This is a genomic window from Corallococcus macrosporus (assembly GCF_017302985.1).
GTDB lineage: Bacteria > Myxococcota > Myxococcia > Myxococcales > Myxococcaceae > Corallococcus > Corallococcus macrosporus_A.
Window position 1 is genome coordinate 2,787,456 of record NZ_JAFIMU010000007.1, and the last position, 19,708, is coordinate 2,807,163.

16 protein-coding genes are annotated in these 19,708 nt (G+C 71.6%); 11 read left to right on the forward strand and 5 right to left on the reverse strand.

The features are described 5' to 3' along the window. Positions 1-50 precede the first annotated feature (50 nt). Entirely contained in the window at positions 51-395 is a 345-nt protein-coding gene (locus JYK02_RS23945) for a hypothetical protein (protein ID WP_207054306.1), read from the reverse strand. Further along, entirely contained in the window at positions 392-1,954 is a 1,563-nt protein-coding gene (locus JYK02_RS23950) for an alpha/beta hydrolase-fold protein (protein ID WP_242588867.1), read from the reverse strand. Before JYK02_RS23950 ends, JYK02_RS23945 begins: the two co-directional genes overlap by 4 nt. A 227-nt stretch (positions 1,955-2,181) precedes the next feature. Between JYK02_RS23950 and JYK02_RS23955 the strand changes: the two genes are divergently transcribed. Continuing rightward, positions 2,182-2,385, forward strand: coding sequence for a YtxH domain-containing protein (locus JYK02_RS23955; RefSeq protein WP_207054308.1), 204 nt, complete (start codon positions 2,182-2,184; stop codon positions 2,383-2,385). A gap of 126 nt (positions 2,386-2,511) precedes the next feature. Here the strand turns inward: JYK02_RS23955 and JYK02_RS23960 are convergent, their stop codons facing one another. Together JYK02_RS23960 and JYK02_RS23965 are read right to left on the reverse strand one after the other, a co-directional pair. Next, a complete protein-coding gene (locus JYK02_RS23960; protein ID WP_207054310.1) occupies positions 2,512-3,822 on the reverse strand; it encodes a hypothetical protein in 1,311 nt (436 codons plus the stop codon). Positions 3,823-4,102: 280 nt separating this feature from the next. Beyond that, a complete protein-coding gene (locus tag JYK02_RS23965; RefSeq protein WP_207054312.1) occupies positions 4,103-5,455 on the reverse strand; it encodes a hypothetical protein in 1,353 nt (450 codons plus the stop codon). A gap of 188 nt (positions 5,456-5,643) precedes the next feature. On the opposite strand from JYK02_RS23965, the gene JYK02_RS23970 reads away from it, so the two are divergent. Beyond that, on the forward strand, positions 5,644-6,474 hold the full coding sequence (locus JYK02_RS23970) for an urease accessory protein UreD (protein ID WP_207054313.1): 831 nt from the start codon (positions 5,644-5,646) through the stop codon (positions 6,472-6,474). 1 nt (position 6,475) lies between these two features. Here JYK02_RS23970 and JYK02_RS23975 read toward each other — a convergent pair whose 3' ends face one another. After that, complete coding sequence (locus tag JYK02_RS23975; protein ID WP_207054314.1) at positions 6,476-7,687, reverse strand: hypothetical protein; 1,212 nt, start codon at positions 7,685-7,687, stop codon at positions 6,476-6,478. Between the two features lie 127 nt (positions 7,688-7,814). Here JYK02_RS23975 and ureA point away from each other — a divergent pair, with 127 nt between their 5' ends. The 9 genes from ureA to JYK02_RS24020 all read left to right on the forward strand — a co-directional run bounded on the left by ureA (position 7,815) and on the right by JYK02_RS24020 (position 19,706). Further along, positions 7,815-8,618 carry an urease subunit gamma gene (ureA, locus tag JYK02_RS23980; protein WP_207054315.1) on the forward strand — a complete coding sequence of 268 codons (804 nt, stop codon included), beginning with the start codon at positions 7,815-7,817 and terminating at the stop codon, positions 8,616-8,618. Beyond that, positions 8,615-10,330, forward strand: a complete 1,716-nt coding sequence (ureC, locus tag JYK02_RS23985) for an urease subunit alpha (RefSeq protein ID WP_207054316.1) — start codon at positions 8,615-8,617, stop codon at positions 10,328-10,330. Before ureA ends, ureC begins: the two co-directional genes overlap by 4 nt. Before the next feature lie 14 nt (positions 10,331-10,344). Then, on the forward strand, positions 10,345-11,007 hold the full coding sequence (locus JYK02_RS23990) for an urease accessory protein UreF (RefSeq protein ID WP_207054317.1): 663 nt from the start codon (positions 10,345-10,347) through the stop codon (positions 11,005-11,007). Positions 11,008-11,032: 25 nt separating this feature from the next. Continuing rightward, the gene (gene ureG, locus JYK02_RS23995) at positions 11,033-11,749 is read left to right on the forward strand and encodes an urease accessory protein UreG (protein ID WP_207054318.1); all 717 of its coding nucleotides are present in this window, start codon (positions 11,033-11,035) and stop codon (positions 11,747-11,749) included. A gap of 605 nt (positions 11,750-12,354) precedes the next feature. Continuing rightward, positions 12,355-14,208: a sensor histidine kinase gene (locus JYK02_RS24000; protein ID WP_242588868.1), complete on the forward strand. Its 1,854-nt coding sequence runs from the start codon at positions 12,355-12,357 to the stop codon at positions 14,206-14,208. A 71-nt stretch (positions 14,209-14,279) separates the two neighbouring features. Beyond that, positions 14,280-16,760: a sensor histidine kinase gene (locus tag JYK02_RS24005; RefSeq protein WP_347402563.1), complete on the forward strand. Its 2,481-nt coding sequence runs from the start codon at positions 14,280-14,282 to the stop codon at positions 16,758-16,760. Continuing rightward, on the forward strand, positions 16,760-17,533 hold the full coding sequence (locus tag JYK02_RS40505) for an AraC family transcriptional regulator (RefSeq protein ID WP_207054320.1): 774 nt from the start codon (positions 16,760-16,762) through the stop codon (positions 17,531-17,533). Before JYK02_RS24005 ends, JYK02_RS40505 begins: the two co-directional genes overlap by 1 nt. A 32-nt stretch (positions 17,534-17,565) precedes the next feature. After that, the gene (locus JYK02_RS24015; protein WP_207054322.1) at positions 17,566-17,934 is read left to right on the forward strand and encodes a VOC family protein; all 369 of its coding nucleotides are present in this window, start codon (positions 17,566-17,568) and stop codon (positions 17,932-17,934) included. A gap of 185 nt (positions 17,935-18,119) precedes the next feature. Then, positions 18,120-19,706, forward strand: a complete 1,587-nt coding sequence (locus JYK02_RS24020; protein WP_242588869.1) for a response regulator — start codon at positions 18,120-18,122, stop codon at positions 19,704-19,706. Positions 19,707-19,708: the final 2 nt, after the last annotated feature.

Consider the following 19,708-nt stretch of genomic DNA (forward strand, 5'->3'; position numbering starts at 1 on the left):
TGCAGGGTTGAGACAGGAGGCGTGTTTCACACCGGAGGTGGGCGTTCAAGTCACACCCGGTCCACGGGGCCTCCAGGCAGGCCCTGGAACCAGTCAGCGTAGGGGGTGTTGCGCACGAGGCGCCGGTTGAGGTCCGGCGTCCCGTCCGTCCACCACGGCGGGCCCCGTTCGCCCAGGCCCACCTTGGCGCGGTGCACTCGCTGACGGGCCCGGCGTTCCGCGGTCACGTCCCGTGCTCGCTTCGCCCTTCCCACGTCCGCGCGGGCCCGCATCAGCGCGGCCACCAGCAGCTCCCGCTGCCGGGGCCCGAGCGCCGGGTTGGAGCGGCGCCACAGCCGCCCATCCACCACCAGGTAGCGCCCGTCCGGGGTGGTGGGGGGCGGCGGCTTCGTCACGGCGCGGGGACGGGTGGATACAGGAAGCGCAGGATGTCGCCGAAGCGCGCGCTCCACGCGGCCTCGTTGTGCTGGCCTCCCTCCACCACCGTGTACTTGAGGTCGGTGTCCAGCACCCAGCCCTTGGCCACCAGCGCGTCGCGCAGCGCCTTGGCATCCGCCACCGTCTCCGCCTGACTGCCGGAGCCCTCGTTGGTGCCAATGTCCTCCCAGATGCGCAGCGCGGGCTTCGCGGTCAGCGCGTTCACCTCCGAGAGGATCTCCCGGTCCGCCCACCACACCGACGGCGACACCACGCCCAGCCGGCTGAAGACGTCCGGGTGCTTGAGCCCCAGCGACATGGACACCAGCCCGCCCAGCGACGAGCCCGCGAGCCCCGTGAACTGCGCCTCCGGCTTCGTGCGGAACTCCTTGTCGATGCGCGGCTTCAGCTCCTGGATGAGGAACTGGCCGTACACGTCCGCGCGGCCCGCGTCCGGGTACTCCGGCGGGAAGGGCACCGGCGTGTACTCCGCGATGCGGTCGCTGGTGTTGTAGACGCCCACGATGATGAGCGGCTCCACCTGGCCGGACTCCACCAGGGCCTGCGCCGTCTCATCCACCTTCCACTCCCCGGCGAACGCGGTGCTCACGTCCATCAGGTTCTGGCCGTCGTGCATGTAGAGCACCGGGTAGCGGCGCTCGGGGTTCGCCTCGTAGCCGGGCGGCAGCCAGATGATGACGTCGCGCGGCTTGAGGCTGGAGTCCTTGGGCACGACGTTGCGCAGGTAGCGCACGTCGCCGGTGAGCGGCGGGGGCGGCGGGGGCGTGGTGAGGTCCGCCCAGCCCTTCACCACCACGGGCACGCGCTCGAAGCCGCCGCCGGTGGTGAAGGTGTGATTGGCCACCTCCGCGCCCGTGTCGCTCTTCTCCACCGTGTCCCATGAGCCGCGCGTCACCTTGAACTCCAGGCCCGTGCCCGCGGCGAAGGTGACGGCGCCGGCGTAGGCGCTGTCCACGGCCTTGTAGAGCTCCACCTCCGCGCCATTCCAGGTCCCCAGTTCCGGCTGGTTCCCGGACAGCCACACCGCCGCGTTGGGCGGGGTGATGTCCGGCACCTGGACGATGAACACGGTCCTCGCGCCTGTCTCCCCCCCCTCCGCGCCGAAGCGCTCCACCGTGAGGGCGACACTCTCCTCGTTCTCATGGACGGTGACGGTGCGCTCGGCCTCCGGCGCTCCCTGCGCGTCCAGCGCCACCTGGGCCGTGGGCGCGGTCATCCTCACCGCGTAGGTGAAGGCGGTGTCCTTGGGCAGCCGGGCCTTCAGGCTGAACACGCGGCCGCCCTGGTAGACGAGCTCCAGGCCCCGCCCGTCCGTGCCGCCGAACGTGGCGCTGGGACCGGTGAGGAAGAGCTCCGCGTTGGCCGGCGTCTCCGGCGGCACGGTGAGGTCGAACTGCACGTCGGAGAAGTGCTGCTCGGCGGGCTTCGGGCCGTCGGACTTGCAGCCCCAGAGGGCCGTCAGCGCAAGGACGAGCAGCAGGGTGGGCCTCGAGGGCCTCAAGGACATCAACGCCATGGATGGATGGACCTCCAAGGGGCGCGAGGACAGGCCCCCTCGTGAAGGCGCACCCTACCAGCGCGCTCCGACCTCTTTCAGAGGGCCCGGAAAGACCCGGACGTCCGGTGTGGGCAATCCCGGGGGCAGGCACTTGGCAGCTGGTGCACAGTGCCTACCTTGCGCCGCGCACCGGGGAGGGCGGGCCGCATACTGCCACCCCCCCTCAAGCGAAGGAGTCGTACCGCATGAAGAAGCTGACGCTGCTGGCCTTGACGCTGGGCGCCCTGTCCGTGGGCACGGGCTGCCACCGCAACACCCGCGAGGCCGCCAAGGACGACGTGGAGGAGACGGGCGAGAAGGCGAAGGACAAGGCCGAGGACGCCGCCGACGCCACGGGCGACGCCGTGGAGAAGGCCGGCGACAAGGTCGAGGACGCGACCGACAAGTAGTCCGCCGCCCTTCCGCTCGCGCGGAAAGGACACGCCGCAAAGCACCCCGGACGCCGGACGCCCAAACGGGGCCGGCCTCCGGGGTGTTGTCATACCGGGCGTGCCATCACCCGCTCCGCGAGGGACTCAGTACAGGAAGTCCAGGACGCTGAAGAGGAGGCTGAGCCGCTGGGGGTTGCCCTGCGTGGTGCCGTAATCCGAGACGCGTCCGATGCCCACCGGCGGGATGCTGGGGCAGGACAGCTCGCCGCGGATGGCGTGCGCGTAGCCGTTGGTGGTGATGGCGCTCGCGAAGCTGGACGTGGAGGGGACCGTCACGGTGCCGCTCGTGTTGACCGTGTTGTAGCTGCTGGTGGTGGAGAACGTCGTGGACGTCGCGGTCACGTCGAAGGCGTTGTTCGCCGAGATGGACTGGTTGATGAGCGGCAGGCCGCCGTTCACACGCCAGGCGCCGCGCTCCTGCGCGGTGGCCACGCCGCTGATGGTCGTGCGGCCGCTGACGCGCCCCAGGTGGTCGAAGCGGGCCTGGCACGGCGAGGTGCACGGCACCTTGACGGGGAAGGGGAAGCGCACCGGGAACACCCCGCCCGGACGGTGGACGAGGATGCTCCACCAGTAGAAGTACACCCAGCGCGAGCAGTTGAGCCGCAGCGTCAGCTGGCTGCTGCCGGCGACGGTCCGGTTGAGCGTCACCGGGTACGTCGTGAGGGCGTTGGCGCTCAGCGTGTGCTTGGGGCCCGGCCCGTTCCAGCCGTAGAGGCTGCGGCCCGGGTACGAGACGAGGATGGACTGGGTGGTGGTGGGGGTGCGCGCCGTCGTGGACTCCCAGTTGCACGAGCAGGGGCCGGAGATGGGGTACCAGGGGTAGAGCTGGTGCGCGTAGACCATGGCCTCGCCGCGCAGGGCCGGGAAGTTCTTGGAGACCTCCTGCACCAGGTCGTACTCGCCCTCGCCGTACATCCCGTTGAGCTTGATGACGGCGGCGTCCAGTTCGCTGCTCACGTGCACCACGTTCGCATCCGAGGAGACGCCCGCGGACACCCGCAGGCCGCACTCCTTGTCGTCCGCGCAGTCCAGGTTCACGTCATAGGGCTGCGTGGCCAGCTCCTCGCCCTTGTCGTTCTGCAGCACCAGCTTCTGCGCCCAGCCCGTCTCCCAGGGCTTGTCCAGCGCGCCGAAGACCTTCACCTGCGACACCTCGCCCGCCTTCGGCGTCAGCGCCACGCCGGCGTTGGCGCTGTTCTTCCCGTCATAGGAGACGAGCTTCGAGCCCGCGGGCAGGTCCTCCTGCCGGTCCGTCCACAGGATGCGCGCGGTCAGCTCCCCGTCCTCCATCGCCACGTCGAGGATGGTGGCGATGGGCGGGTGCTCCTCCTGCTCCGCGGCCTGGGCCGGCACGGCCAGCAGGCCCCCGAACACGAGGGACGAGACGGTCAACGAACGAAGCCACGACGGAACGAGGCCGGTCAGGCCTCGCGCGGAGTGATGGGGCATGGGGCAATCCCTTACGCGGAATGGGGGTCCGCCCTCCGGCGTGGAGCACCGGAGGGCGGTCTGCCTTCAGAGCAGGTCCCGTGCCAGGGATTGCGCCATGTCTGTCTTTGCTGCGGACTTCAGTGGGAAAGCGTGGTTTTCCGCTATATTCACGAAGTCTTTGCTTGGGCCGGGGATGTATCCCTTCGCGTTACGCGAACCCGGCCGGGTGTAGCGCGGAGGGCTACAGACCGAAGAAGGCGTTGATGCTGTTGGTCAGGCTGGACTGGTTGCCCATGGTGGTGGCGGTGTCCCAGGCGCGGCCGATGGGGTTCAGGCCTCCGCCCGGGCACACCGCGATGCCCTGGACGGCGATGGCGTAGCCACCCTGGGCGCGGCCGCGCGGCTGCCAGGTGAGGGGGTCGCCGTTGTAGGCGTAGAAGGCCTGGCCGGACGTCTGGACGTAGCCGGAGCCGCTGATCGAGTTGCTCACGGTGTTGGACACGTCGAAGCTGTTGTCCGTGGGCGCGAAGACGGTCTGGTTCAGCAGCGGGCTCAGGCTGTTGCCCAGGTGGTACTTGCTCTGCTCCTTGGCCGTGCCGTTGAGGATGGTGGGCTGGGAGGAGGCCGGGGTGCTCTGCGCGGTCGCGCGGCCGGTGATGCGGCCGAAGTGGCTGAAGCGGCCGCTGCACGTCCCCGCGCAGGTGCTGTAGACAGGCTGGGGCATGAGCACGGGCTTCACGACACCGCCCGGCTGCCGGATGCCGATGTGCTCGTGGAGGATGGAGCCCAGCGACTGGCAGCGCAGGTTCAGGGTGACCCGGCTGCTGCCCTGCGTGGACAGGCGCGCGTTCGAGGGGCGGGTCACGCTCAGGGGGCGCGCGTTCAGGTCATGCGCCGCGCCCAGCCCCGTCCCCTGGGTGTTGCTGCGCGCATGGGACGTCTCCCAGGAGCACCGGCAACCCGTGGCGGGGCCGTACCGGACCAGGCCCTGGGCGTAGCTCAGGACCTCGCCATACAGCGCGGGCTCGCGCCGGGCCACCTCGCGCACCAGGTCGAACTCCTTCTCCCCCAGCTCCTTCTCCAGGGTGGCGAGGGTCTGCTGCAGGGCGTCGCTCACGTGCAGGACCTCGCGGCTGGCGGAGATGCCCGGGGCGGCCGTCAGCTGACAGGTCTTCTCGTCCTCGCAGGCCAGGCTGACGTCATAGGGCTGGCTGGCCAGCTCCTGGCCCTTGTTGGCCTCGCGCACCACCAGCCGCTGGGCCCAGCCCGTCTCCCACGGCTCCTGCACCGCGCCGGTCAGCTTCACTTCCGTCTCCTCGCCGGCCTTCGGCGAGAGGCGCTCGCCCGCGGTGGGCTTGTCCGTGCCGTCATAGGACAGGACCTCCACCTCCTCGGGCAGGGCCTTGGCCTCCGCGGACCAGCGGATGCGCGCGGTCAGCTCGCCGTCCTGCATGGACACGTCGACGATGGTGGCGGGGGCCTCATCCGATTCGGCGGCGTGGGCGGGCGCGGCCACCAGCAGGCCGCCCATGGCGAACGAGGAGAGGGTCAGGGCGCGAAGCCAGGAGGGGGCGAGGGGGGAACGACGGGGCATGGTGCAGTCCCTTGGGAAGAAGGTTCCGCCATTGCTGACACGGGCTGTCAGGATTGGCGGGCCGCCCAAGAGCAGGTTGCGTGCCAGCGAGCCTCTCCGTCTGTCGCGAGGAAGGAGGCTGTAGCGCGAAACGCTACGCAGGCGCCGTGCACGGCCTTCCGGAGCGGCTCGCGTGCTAGAAGGGAAGGGTGACTTTCGCTCTCCACGGCCCGGAGCGCGCGGGCGTCGCGCGGCTCGCGTTCGAGCGCTCCGGTCCCCGCACCGTGGTGCGCACCGCGCTGGCGCACAGCCCCTTGCGGCTGCTCACGCCGCGCAACCACGGCCACGCGGCGTGGGCCTATACCTCCTCCTTCGGCGGCGGGCTGGTGGACGGGGACCACCTGCGGCTGGAGGTGGACGTGGCGGACGGCGCCTCCGCGCTGCTGGCCACGCAGGGGGCCAACCGCGTCTACCGCTCCCCCAGCGGCTGCCGCAGCGACCTCCAGGCACGCGTGGGACGGGACGCGCTGCTGGCGTGGGTGCCGGACCCCACCGTCTGCTTCGCCGGCGCGCGCTATTCACAGACCTTGGACGTGACGCTGTCGCCGGGCGCGTCGCTGGTGCTCGCGGACGTGGTGACGGCGGGGCGCAGCGCGCGGGGCGAGCGCTGGGCGTTCCTGCACTACGCCTCGCGCCTGCGCGTCTCGCGGGAGGCCCGCGCGCTGGTGGACGAGCGCTGGGTGCTGGACCCCGCGCACGGCGCGCTGCCGGAGCGGTTGGGCCGCTTCGACGCGCTGGCCTCCGTGCTGCTGGTGGGCCCCGCGCTGGCCCCCGCGCGCCAGCTTCTCGCCGAGCGCGTGGCGGGCCTGCCGGTGAAGCCGCGCGCCCGGGAGGTGGTCTCCGCCAGCCCCCTGGGCGAGGACGGGCTGCTCCTGCGCGTGGCGGCCGTGTCGCTGGAGACGCTGCTTTCCACCACGCGCGACTGGCTGTCGTTCCTGCCGGGCCTCCTGGGGGACGACCCGTGGGCCCGGCGGGTGTGACTCAGTAGCGGGTGATGTCGAACGCGCTGTAGTTCGAGTACAGCCGGTCGATGTGCTCGGCCGTCAGGTTGACCGCGTCCTTGTGGTTGTCCGTCTTCCACTCGGCGGTGTTCGCGTCCAGCAGGCGGTTCGGGCCGTCCGTCTTGTGCAGGCCCAGCACGTGGCCCTCCGCGGCCTCGCCGCCCTTGCGCAGGCCGATGCGGTAGTGGCCGTTCTCCTTCGTGCCGTCGAACAGCTTCTGCGCGAAGGTGCTCCCGTCGATGGGCTCGAAGTCCTGCACCTTCACGCCCGGGTGGCCACCGCCACGGCCCGTGCGGAAGTCGTCCACCAGGTGGCCGATGGCCTCCTGCTTCTGGGCGATGACGTCCTTGTCCTGGTGGAGCTTCGCCATCCCCACCTTGAGCTCCTGGGTGAGCTGACCGCGCTGCGCCGTCAATTCCTGGCGCTGCGCCTCCGTCAGGTGGGGGTTGGTGAGCAGCTCGTTGATCTGCTTGCGCTGCGCGCTCTTGCCCTGGAGCTGCTTCACGTCGTCCTCGAGTTTGGCGGCGTCGGCCAGGACCGTGCCGTTCATCTTCGAGAGGGCGTCGCCCTGCAGGTGCTCGGCGTGCTGCTTGTCGATGAGCTTGCCGAAGTGGTTGTCCGTCAGCTTCCCGAACGCCTGCGAGCCCTTCAGCGGGTCACCCCCGGCCTCCTTGCCGGTGCGGATCCACTCGGAGGTCATCGCGCTGCACACGCCCGCGTCCGTGCCCGCGGGCAGGCCCGGCTTCTTCAGCATCGGGTGGCCGCCCTGGTCCGTGTAGCGCAGCACCTCCGAGCCCGGGACCTCCTGCTTCATCTCCTGGACCACCTGGGCAATCTCCGGGCGCACCGCGGGGCCCTTGCCCTTGCCGGACGTGCGGCCCATGGCCAGGTCGGCGATTTCCGTCTCGGAGAGGTGGGGCGACTGGAGCTGCGGCCCCTGGAGCGAGTGCGCGTCGATGTTCGGGCGCGACGAGGACGAGGAGGACTGGGGATTCTTGGACGGCTTGAACCCGTCCCCCTGCGGCGTCTTGTCCGGCGCGCCCGGCCGCGACACGGCGGACGTGTTCGCGGGCGTCGACACCTTCGCCGGAGGCTTCGAGAAGGTCGGGTTCTGCGCCACCGTGTTCGTCGTCTTCGGCGGGGCGGGAGGGGCCTTGGGCGTCTTGGGGAAGCCGGCCTTGAAGCTCTTCATGGGGGGACTCCAGGAGGGGGAGGACGACACTGGAAGTCCCCCCATCCTGGCCCACGCTGACGCGTCGCGCTAGGGTCTGGCCCGCCGTCGCATCCCGCACCCCGAAGCACCGAGGGAGTCGGACTCCATGCATCTGTCCCCCCGTGACGTGGACAAGCTGCTGCTGCACCAGGCGGGCGTCGTCGCCCAGAAGCGGCTGGCGCGAGGCCTGCGCCTCAACTACCCGGAGGCGGTGGCACTCATCGCCACCCAGTTGCTGGAGTACATCCGTGACGGCCGCAGCGTGGCGGAGCTGATGGACCTGGGGCGCCGCTTCCTGGGGCGCGCGCAGGTGATGGACGGCGTGCCGGAGATGCTGGCGGAGGTGCAGGTGGAGGGCGCCTTCCCGGACGGCACCAAGCTGGTGACGGTGCACCACCCGGTGGTGGCGGAGCACGGGGACCTGTCGCTGGCCCTCTATGGCAGCTTCCTGCCGGTGCCGCCGCTGGAGCGCTTCAGCGTGCCCGCCGCGTCGCCGGAAGGCGCACCCGGACAGGTGCGCGCGCAGGAGGGCGCGGTGGAGCTCAACGCGGGCCGCAAGGCCATCACCCTGCGCGTCACGCACCGGGGCGACCGGCCCGTGCAGGTGGGCAGCCACTACGCGTTCGCGGAAACCAACCGCGCGCTGGTGTTCGACCGGGGCCGCGCCTACGGCCACCGGCTGGACATCCCCGCGGGCACGGCGGTGCGCTTCGAGCCCGGCGAGGTGAAGACCGTGTCGCTGGTCCCCATCGCGGGCGAGCAGGTGGTGCGCGGCGGCAACGCGCTGGGCAGCGGCAAGGTGTCCGACGCGGGCCGTGCGCAATTGCTCGCGGCCGTGCGCGCGCAGGGCTTCGGTCACCAGGCCGAGGCCGATGAGCCCGACTCGCAGGAAGGGGAGGGCCGCTCATGAGCCGCACCATGGACAGACGCCACTACGCGGACATGTTCGGCCCCACCACCGGGGACCGGGTGCGGCTGGGCGACACCGGCCTGTGGCTCCAGGTGGAGCGCGACGCCACCGTGTACGGCGACGAGTGCAAGTTCGGCGGCGGCAAGGTGCTGCGCGAAGGCATGGGCCAGCGCGCGGGCGCGGGTGACGCGGACGCGCTCGACTGCGTCATCACCAACGCGCTCGTGGTGGACTGGACGGGCATCTTCAAGGCGGACGTGGGCATCAAGGCGGGGCGCATCTCCGCCATCGGCAAGGCGGGCAACCCGGACGTCATGGCGGGCGTCACGCCGGGCATGGTGGTGGGCGTCACCACGGAGGTCATCGCCGGGGAGGGGCTCATCCTCACCGCGGGCGGCCTGGACACGCACATCCACTTCATCAGCCCGCAGCAGGCGGATGAAGCCATCGCCAGCGGCATCACCACCTGGGTGGGCGGCGGCACCGGCCCCGCCACCGGCACCAACGCCACCACCTGCACGCCGGGCGCGTGGAACCTGGCGCGCATGCTGGAGGCCACGGACACGCTTCCCCTGAACATCGGCCTCACGGGCAAGGGCAACACGTCCCTGCCGGACGGCCTGTTGGATCAGGTCCGCGCGGGCGCCATCGGCCTGAAGCTGCACGAGGACTGGGGCACCACGCCCGCCGCCATCGACACGTGCCTCACGCTGGCGGACGCGGAGGACGTGCAGGTCACCATCCACACGGACACGCTGAACGAGTCCGGCTACGTGGATGACTCGCTGGCCGCGTTCAAGGGCCGCACCATCCACACGTACCACTCGGAGGGCGCGGGCGGTGGCCACGCGCCGGACATCATCCGCGTGTGCGGCGCGCCCAACGTGCTGCCCAGCTCCACCAACCCCACGCGGCCGTACACGGTGAACACGCTGGACGAGCACCTGGACATGCTCATGGTGTGTCACCACCTGGACCGCGAGATTCCCGAGGACGTGGCCTTCGCGGAGAGCCGCATCCGCGGAGAGACCATCGCCGCGGAGGACATCCTCCACGACCTGGGCGCCATCAGCATGATGGCCTCCGACAGTCAGGCCATGGGCCGCGTGGGCGAGGTCATCACCCGCACGTGGCAGACGGCGCACAAGATGCGCGAGCAGCGCGGGCGGCTCCCCGGCGAGCAGGGCGACAACGACAACCTGCGCATCCGCCGCTACGTGGCGAAGTACACCATCAACCCGGCCATCGCCCACGGGCTGTCCCACGAGGTGGGCTCCGTGGAGCCGGGCAAGCTCGCGGACCTGGTGCTGTGGCGGCCCGCCTTCTTCGGCGCCCGGCCGGAGCTGGTGCTCAAGGGCGGCCTCATCGCGTGGGGGCAGATGGGCGACGCGAACGCGTCCATCCCCACGCCGCAGCCCTACATGATGCGCCCCATGTTCGGCGCGCGAGGCCGGGCGCGGGGCTCCACCAGCATCGCCTTCGTGTCCGGACGCGCGCTCAAGGAAGGCACCGTGCAGGGGCTGGGGCTCACCAAGCGGCTGTCCGCGGTGGTGGGCTGCCGCCGGCTGGGCAAGAAGGACATGCGCCTCAACGACGCGCTGCCCGTCATCACCGTGGACCCGGAGACGTACGCGGTCCGCGCGGACGGGGAGCTCTTGCGCTGCGAGCCCGCCACCTGGCTGCCGCTGGCCCAGCGCTACTCGCTGTTCTGAAAGGGGCGCGCGCCATGGCTTCCGGCTGGAGGGTGTTGCAGCTGGCGGACTCGGGCTTTCCCACCGGGGGCTTCGCGCACTCGGGCGGGCTGGAGGCCGCGGTGCAGGCGGGGGAGGTGCGCGGCGCGGCGGACGTGCGGCGCTTCGTGGAGGCGCTGGTGTGGCAGGCGGGCCTGGGCGGCCTGCCGCTGGTGGGCGCGGCGTGGCGCGAGCCCGGCTCCCTGCCGGCGCTGGATGCGAGGGCGGACGCGTTCCTCACCAACCACGTCGCGAACCGGGCCAGCCGCACGCAGGGACGCGCCTTCCTGGACACGTGCGCGCGCATCTTCCTGGACGCGGTGGGGCCGGTGCGCGAGGCGGCCCGCGCGGCGGGGGTGAAGTTCCACCACGCGCCCGTGTTCGGCGCGGTGCTGCGCGCGCTGGACGTGGAGCAGGAGGACGCGCAGCGCCTCTTCCTGTCCCTCACCCTGCGGGGCGCGCTGTCCGCGGGCGTGCGCATGGGCGTCATCGGCACGCATGAGTCCCACCAGGTGCAGCACGCGGCCACGCCGCTGCTGGATGCCGTCCTGGCGCAATGCAAGACATCGGGCGTGGAGGACCTGGCACAGCCCGCGCCCTTCTGGGACCTGGTGGGCGCCACGCACGACCGGCTGTACTCCCGGCTGTTCCTGTCCTGAAGGCAGACACGAAAGGAAGCGCGACATGCACGACGACGACCACCGCGGCCATGGGCAGGACGGACACGAGCACACGCACGAGGACTGGGACCACCCGGGCCACTTCGACGCGCGCGACAAGCCGCACCGGCGCGACTATTCCCAGCGCGCCTTCACGATTGGCATTGGCGGCCCCGTGGGCAGCGGCAAGACGGCGCTGGTGCTGGCCCTGTGCAAGAAGCTGCGCGAGCAGTACCGCCTGGGCGTGGTGACCAACGACATCTTCACCAAGGAGGACGCGGAGTTCCTGGTGCGCAACCAGGCCCTGTCCCCGGAGCGCATCAAGGCGGTGGAGACGGGAGGCTGCCCCCACGCCGCCATCCGCGAGGACATCAGCCACAACCTGCTCGCCCTGGAACAACTGATGGAGGAGCTGCACCCGGAGCTGCTCATCGTGGAGAGCGGCGGCGACAACCTGGCGGCCCAGTACAGCCGCGAACTCGCCGACTACACCGTCTACGTCATCGACGTGGCCGGCGGGGACAAGGTGCCGCGAAAGGGCGGGCCCGGTATTACGCAGTCGGACCTTTTGATCATCAACAAGACGGACCTCGCACCCCATGTGGGGGCGGACCTGGGCGTGATGGAGCGCGACGCCCGGAAGATGCGCGGCGAGGGGCCCTTCGTCTTCACGCAGGTCACACGGGAGGTGGGCGTGGACGCGGTGGTGGAGCACCTGCTCGGCGCCTGGCGCCGGCGATAGACAGCCACTGGACGAACGGTCTGTTCACACAAAACACCCGCCCGGGCACCCGGGGGCGGGTTGTGTCAGGGTGCCCGCCGTGGAACTCCTGGAGCGGGCACGTGTGGAGTGGGTCGCGGCGGCGGTGGGCCTCGTCGTGGGCATCTCGATGGTGTTCGTGCCCTACGAGTTCGGCTCCGTTCTCTTTCAATACATCTATCCGCACATCCGGCTGCTGGGGAGCCTGTTCCTCGTCGGCGCGGGGTTGATGCTCGTCGCGCTGATGTACCCGGCCTGGCCCGCCGTCGTGGGCTGGGTGGGGCGCGTGTCCGTGCTGGCCGCGTTCGCGGTCTACTGGTGGGCGGTCTGCGTCCTGCCCGTCAGCCTCACGGGCACCGTCGTCTACCTGCTGCTGATGGTCCTGCTCCTCATGGAGCAGCGCACCCTGCGCCGGGGACAGGGCCTGCTGCTGATGTTCCTGGCCTGCGTGGCGCTGTGCTTCGGGCCGCTGATGCTCTGGGCGCCCCAGGAGTTCGTGCGCTTCGCCATGGCGTCGCTGGGGCCCTACGTCCGGTGGATGGGGGTGCTCTTCGGCGGCGGTGGTGTCGCGGCGCTCGTGGTCGGGGATGAGCGTGTATGCCGTGCTGACGCTGTCGTGCGCGCTGCTGGCGGGGGTTCGCGGGTGGCCGGTGCTGGCGGGGGTTCGCTGGCGGCTGTTCCGGGGCATGGCGCTGGCGTCGGTGCTGCCCATCGTGGGCGTGGGCGCGGTGGCGTCGTACCTGGCGCAGAAGGCGCTGGCGGCGGAGCTGCACGGCAAGGCGCAGCAGGCGGTGGCCGCGGAGACGGCGTGGCTGGCCCAGACGGCCGCCATGGCGAGCTCGATGTTGAGGGTGTACAGCCAGGGGCCCGCCTTCGTCGCCCATGTGCGCGAGGGGAACCGCGAGGGCATGCAGGAGCGCCTGGCGATGCTGGAGGGCCAGTCCGGGCTGTTCGACGCGGTCTGGCTGCTGGATGAGACCGGCGACACGCTGATGACCTCCGTGCGGCTCAACTGGGTGAGCGGCAACTTCGCCTACCGGGCCTACTTCCAGGACGCGGTGAAGGGCGGCGCCCAGGTGCTGCTGTCGCGGCCCTTCTTCTCCCGCGCGAACCTGCCCTACGTCGTGTTCACGGTGCCCATGGAGCTGGGGGCGGGCCGGCGTGCCTTCCTCGTGGGCGCGCTGTCGTTGAAGCGGCTGGGGTTGCAGCCCGCGCTGGCCTCGCCCGGCTATCACGTGGAGATCTTCGACCGCCGCGACGGCATCCTCCTGCGCGAGACGGAGCGCGGGAACGTGCTCTCCCGGGCGCCGGTGCTGGACCTGGTCGGGCCGGACGCGCTGACGCGGCCGGCGGGGCTCCTGGAGGTGTTCGACGACAAGGGGCGCCGGATGGTGGTGGCGCACGCGCAGGTGGAGGGCACGCCCTGGACGGTGGTGGTGACGGCGGGGCTGCGCGAGGCGTTCGCCCCGGTGACGCGCATGGGCGCGTGGGTGGTGGCCATCGCGGTGCTCGCGGGCGCCATCGCGCTGCTGCTGTCGCAGTGGGTGGGGCGGGACGTGGCGCAGCGGCTGGAGAGCCTGCGGGACGGCTTCGCCGTGCTGGGCACGCCGTCCGCGGAGCAGCGCGTGCAGGCCCGGGGCGATGACGAGATTGCCCAGCTCACCGTGGGCTTCAACGAGATGGCGGCGCGCATCGACCGGACGCAGAAGGAGCTGCGGGAGGCCATCGCCATCCGGGACCAGTTCCTGTCCATGGCGAGCCACGAGCTGCGCACGCCGCTGACGCCGCTGAAGGCCACGCTGGGGCTGCTCATCCGTCAGCTCGGCTCCGGCCCGGCGGTGAACCCGGAGCGGCAGCGGGACACCATCGCCCGGCTGAACCGGCAGGTGGACCGGCTGACGCGGCTGATTGGCGACATGCTGGACGTGTCGCGGCTGCAGTCCGGGCGCTTCACGTTGACGGTGGCCCCCATGGACGTGGTGTCCGTGGCGCGCGAGGTGGTGGAGCGCATCCAGGTCACGCGGCCGGAGCGCGCGGAGCAGCTGACGCTGGAGCTCCCCACGGAGCCGCTGGTGGGCCGGTGGGACGAGCAGCGGTTGGATCAGCTCTTCACGAACCTGGTGGAGAACGCCCTGCGCTACTCGCCGCCGGGGACGCCCGTGGTGGTGCGGGTGCACGAGGAGGCGGACGCGGTGCGGGTGGAGGTGGAGGACCGGGGCATCGGCATTCCGCAAGAGAGCCAGTCGCAGCTCTTCACGCCCTTCTTCCGCGCGCGCAACGCGACCGAGCACTACGCCGGAGGGCTGGGCCTGGGCCTGGCCATCTGCCGCGAAATCGTGGAGCGCCACGGGGGCCGCATCCAGGCGCGCAGCGAGGGGCCGGGGCAGGGGACGTGCTTCACGGTGTGGCTGCCCCGCGCGGCCATCGCGGAAGCGGCCTGATACGCGACAGGGCGAGCGTGGCGGCCACACCCGGACCGTACGCTCCCGCCCGGGTTGTGTACTCTGCCCCCGTGGGCATCCTCGAGCGCGCACGGATGGAGTGGTTCGCGGCGGCCTTCGGGCTGGTCGTGGGCACCACCATGGTCTTCGTGCCCTACGAGTTCGGGGCCGCCATCTTCCAGCTCATCTATCCGTACGTGCGTCCGCTCGGCAGCCTGTTCCTGGCGGGCTCGGTGACGATGATCGCCTCGCTGCTGTACCCCACCTGGCCCGGCATCGTGGGGTGGCTGGGGCGCGCGCTCTTCCTGGGCGCGGTGGCCTTCTACTGGTGGGCCGCCACCGTGCTGCCCCGGGGCGCCACGGGCCTCGTCCTGTACCCGCTGCTGGCGGGCTTCCTGCTGCTGGAGCGGGCCCCCCGCTTCCAGGGCCGGGGCCTGCTGTCGGCCTTCATCGCCTGCGTGGCGTTGAGCTTCGGCGGGCTGATGATCCTGGCCCCCAGCAGCTTCATCCGCTACTCGCTGACGGCGTTCGGGCCCTTCATCCGGCTGCTGGGCGGGGCCTTCCTGGTGACCGGGGCGCTGCTGGCCCTGGGGCTGTGGCTCCAGCGGCCCAGGGCCTGCCGCATCGGCATGGGCGGCGTGGGCGTCCTGTTCCTGAACATGGCGCTCGCGCTGGGGGCGCGGGGGTCCTGGGCGGGGATGGGGGTGTACGCGGTGCTGACCCTGTCGTGCGCGGTGCTGCTGGTGACGCGCGAGCCGCCCACGCTGTCCGGGGTGCGCTGGCGGCTGTTCCGCGGCATGGCGCTGGCGTCGGTGCTGCCCATCCTGGGCGTGGGCGCGGTGACGTCGTACCTGGCGCAGCGGGCGCTTGAACAGGAGCTGCGCGACAAGGCCCGGCAGGCGGTGACCGCGGAGACGGCGTGGCTGGAGCAGACGGTCACGCTGGCGCGCTCGCTCCTGCGCGCGCAGAGCCGGAACGCGGGCTTCATCGCCTCGGTGCGCACGGGGAACCGCGAGGGCATGCGGGAGACGGTGGAGCTCCTGGAGAGCGAGGTCGGGCTGTTCGACGCGGCGTGGCTGCTGGACTCCGCCGGGGAGACGCTGGTGCCCTCCGTGCGGCTCAACCGCATCGTGGGCAACTTCGCGAAGCGGGACTACTTCCAGGACGCGCTGAAGGCGGGCGACGAGGTGCTCCTGTCGCGCCCCTTCCTCACCCGCGCGGGCCTGCCCTTCGTCGTGTTCACGGTGCCGGTGGACGCGGGGAACGGCACGCGGGTCGTCCTCGTGGGCGGGCTGTCGTTGCGGCGGCTGGGGTTGCAGCCCACGCTCGCCTCGCGCAGCTACCACGTGGAGCTGTTCGACCGGCGCGACGGGACGCTGCTGCGCGAGACGGACCGCGGCGACGTGCTCACCCGCGCGCCCTCGCTGGAGCTCCTGGGAGAGGAGGCGCTCGCGGGAGCGGAGGGGATGAGCGAGGCGCTCGATGCGTCCGGGCGCCGCCTGCTGGTGGCGCACACGCAGGTGGACGGCACGCCGTGGACGGTGGTGGTGACGGCGCGGCTGCGCGAGGCGTTCGCCCCGGTGACGCGCATGGGCGCGTGGGTGGTGGCCATCGCGGTGCTGGCGGGCGCCATCGCGCTGCTGTTGTCGCGGTGGGCGGGGCGGGACGTGGCGCAGCGGCTGGAGAGCCTGCGGGACGGCTTCGCCACGCTGGGCACGCCCGCCCAGGAGCAGCGGGTGCTCGCCGAGGGCGACGACGAGGTCGCGCAGCTGGCGTCCGGCTTCAACGAGATGGCGGCGCGCATCGACCGGACGCAGAAGGAGCTGCGGGAGGCCATCGCCATCCGGGACCAGTTCCTGTCCATGGCGAGCCACGAGCTGCGCACGCCGCTGACGCCGCTGAAGGCGACGCTGGAGCTGCTCATCCGCCAGCTTGGAGGTGGACAGGCGGTGGGTCCGGAGCGGCAGCGGGAGGCGTTTGCCCGGATGAACCGGCAGGTGGACCGGCTGACGCGGCTGATTGGCGACATGCTGGACGTGTCGCGGCTGCAGTCCGGACGCTTCGCGCTGACGGTGGCGCCCATGGACCTGGTGGCGCTGGCGCGCGAGGTGGTGGAGCGCATCCAGTCCACGCGGCCGGAGCGGCAGGGCCTGCTGTCCCTGGACGTTCCGGCCGGATCGCTGGTGGGCCGGTGGGACGAGCAGCGGTTGGACCAGCTCTTCACGAACCTGGTGGAGAACGCCCTGCGCTACTCACCGCCGGGGACGCCGGTGGCCGTGCGGGTGCGCGAGGAGGACGGGCAGGTGCGGCTGGACGTGGAGGACCGGGGCATCGGCATTCCGCGAGAGAGCCTGTCGCAGCTCTTCACGCCCTTCTTCCGCGCGCGCAACGCGACCGAGCACTACGCCGGGGGCCTGGGATTGGGCCTGGCCATCTGCCGCGAAATCGTGGAGCGCCATGGGGGCCGCATCGACGTGAGGAGTGACGGGCCCGGCCAGGGGACGTGCTTCACGGCGTGGCTGCCCCGCGCGGCCGTCGCGGACGCGGCCTGATGCGCTACGTGGAGGTCAAGCCGTGCGCCGCCCTGGCGCCGTACGTCCAGTGCTACTGGGCGCTGGAGCTGTCGGGGGAAGCGCCGGTGGGCGTGCACCGCGTGTTGCCGGACGGGTGTCTGGACATCCTGGTGGACCTGACGGACGGCGTGGGGCTGCGCGTGGTGGGGGCGATGCGGACGGCGGAGGTGGTGCCGCTGTCCGCGCGCGCGGCCTTCGTCGCGGTGCGCTTCCGGCCCGGAGGCGCGCAGCCCTTCCTGCGGCTGCCGCTGCTGGAGCTGACGGACGCGACGGTGGGGCTGGGAGACCTCTGGCCTCGCGAGGCGCGCGAGTGGCGCGAGCGGATGGGGGCGGCCGTGGGGACGCCCGCGCGCTTCGCCCTGCTGGAGCGGCTGTTGCTGGAGCGGCTTCCCGGGCGGGAGGGAGACGCGGGGGTGCGGCACGCGGTGGACCTCATCCTGGGGGCGAGGGGGCAGGTGCCGGTGCGTTCGCTGGAGGAGGTGATGGGGGTGGGGGCTCGGCAGGTAGAGCGGCGGTTCCACGCGGCGGTGGGGTTGTCACCGAAGGTGCTGTGCCGCATCGCGAGGTTGCAGCACGCGGTGGAGCTGTCGCGGGGGCTGCAGGGGGCGGAGTGGGCGTTGGCGGCGGGGTACTACGACCAGGCGCACCAGGTGCGGGAATTCCGGGCGCTGACGGGGCTGACGCCGGGGGCGTACGTGCGCGAGCAGGCGGAGGTCGGATTCGTCCAATCGTTGGAGGGGGCGGGTGCGTAAGGTGGGGGTGTTCCCACTTGAGGAGGCACGCCATGTCCACCGCACCCCAGCAGGCCGAGCAGCACCACCGCATCGACTACATCGAGCTTCCCGTGAAGGACATCGCGGAGGCGAAGCGCTTCTACGGCACCGTGTTCGGCTGGAGGTTCGAGGACTACGGCCCGGACTACACGGCCTTCATGGACGGGCGGTTGAACGGAGGGTTCGACAAGGAGCGCGAGGTGTCGAAGGGGGGCGCGTTGCTGGTGCTCTACTCGAAGGACCTGGACGCGACGCTGGCGAAGGTGCGCGAGGCCGGAGGCCGCATCGTGAAGGACACGTTCTCCTTCCCCGGGGGCAAGCGCTTCCACTTCACCGACCCCACCGGCAACGAGCTGGCCGTCTGGACCGAGCCGTCCTGAGCCGCTGATGGACGGAGAGGCGCGTGGGCTGCCTGCCTGGACGGAGGCTGAACAGGCTGTCGCGGTTCCAACACTCTCCGTCCCGCTGTGACTCACGGTGCGCAGGGTGTCGCCCTGGGGGGCTGATCCGGGTTCGCCTCTGTTCCCGCCGCGCGGTAGAAATAGGGTCTGGCTCCTGCCTGGGAATGTCGCCCGTGATCGTCACCGCCACCGCCACCGTCCTTCACGTCAACGACACGCCCGCGAGCCTCTACCTGGGCTCCTTCTCGCTGCGACAGGCGGGCTACCGCGTCCTGGAGGCGGTCACCGGGGGAGAAGCGCTGCGCATCGCCTTCGATGCGCGCCCGGACGTCGTCGTGCTCGACGTGAAGCTCCCGGACATGAGCGGCTATGACGTGTGCCGGATCCTGAAGGAGGATCCGCGCACCCGCGAGGTCGCCATCATCCACACCTCCGCCACCTTCATCACCGCGGAGAAGAAGGTCGCGGGCCTGCGCGCCGGCGCGGACGTGTACCTCACCCAGCCGTTCGACCCGGAAGAGCTCATCGCCACCGTCAACAGCGTCCTGCGCCTGCGACGCGTGGAGCGCGAGGCCCTGGCGAACGCCGCCCGCCTGGAAGAGGCCGACCGCAAGAAGAACGAGTTCCTCGCCATGCTCGCCCACGAGCTGCGCAACCCCCTGGCCGCCATCTCCGTCGCGGTGCAGATGCTCGGACAGAAGGACTCCCACGGCCTGTCCGAAGCCGACGCGCGCCGCCGCGACATCATCGAGCGGCAGGTGAGCCACCTGCGCCACCTGGTGGACGACCTGCTCGACGTCAGCCGCATCACCCGGGGCAAGTACGCCCTGCGCCGTGGCCCGCTGGACCTGAACACCGTGCTGCAGCACTCGCTCGCCGCCGCGCGGCCGGTGATGGAGGAGCGCGGGCTGGTGCTGCGCGAAGCCCTCTCCTCCGAGCCCTGCTGGGTGGACGGCGACCGGACGCGCCTGGAGCAGGTCTTCACCAACCTGCTCGACAACGCGGCCAAGTACTCCCCCGAGGGCGGCATCGTCACCGTGGGCGCGCACCTGGACGAGGACGCCCGCGTGCGCGTGTCCGTGCAGGACACGGGCATCGGCCTCAGGCGGGAGGACCAGGAGCGCATCTTCGAGCTCTTCGCGCAGCTGGACGCGGGGCTCGCGCGCAGCCGGGGCGGGCTGGGCATTGGCCTGACGCTGGTGCGCAACCTGGTGGAGGAGCACGGCGGCCAGGTGGAGGTCTTCAGTGAGGGCCCGGGCCAGGGCAGCACGTTCAGCGTCACGCTGCCGCTGCTCACGGACGCCGCGCGGCCGGAGGCCACCGTGGAGCGCATCGAGTCCCGCCGGGGCGAGTGGCGCATCCTCCTGGTGGACGACAACCCCGACGCGCGCGAGGGCCTGCGCGAGATGCTCCAGATGTGGGGCCACACCGTCGCGGTCGCCGAGGACGGCCCGCAGGCGCTGGCCATGGCGACGCCCGGCACCTACGACGTCATCATCCTGGACATCGGCCTGCCGGGCCTGGACGGCTACCAGGTGGCGAAGGAGCTGCGAGGCCGCGTGGCCTCGGACGCGCACCTCATCGCGCTGACAGGCTACGGGACGCCTGAGGACCGGGCCCGCAGCGAGAACGCGGGCTTCGACCTGCACCTGGTCAAGCCCGTGGAGCTGGTGGAGATCGGCCGCGTGCTCGCGCAGCTGGGCCCCGTGAAGCGCGGCCAGCACCGCCGGCTCCAGGCCAGGAGCGCGTAGGC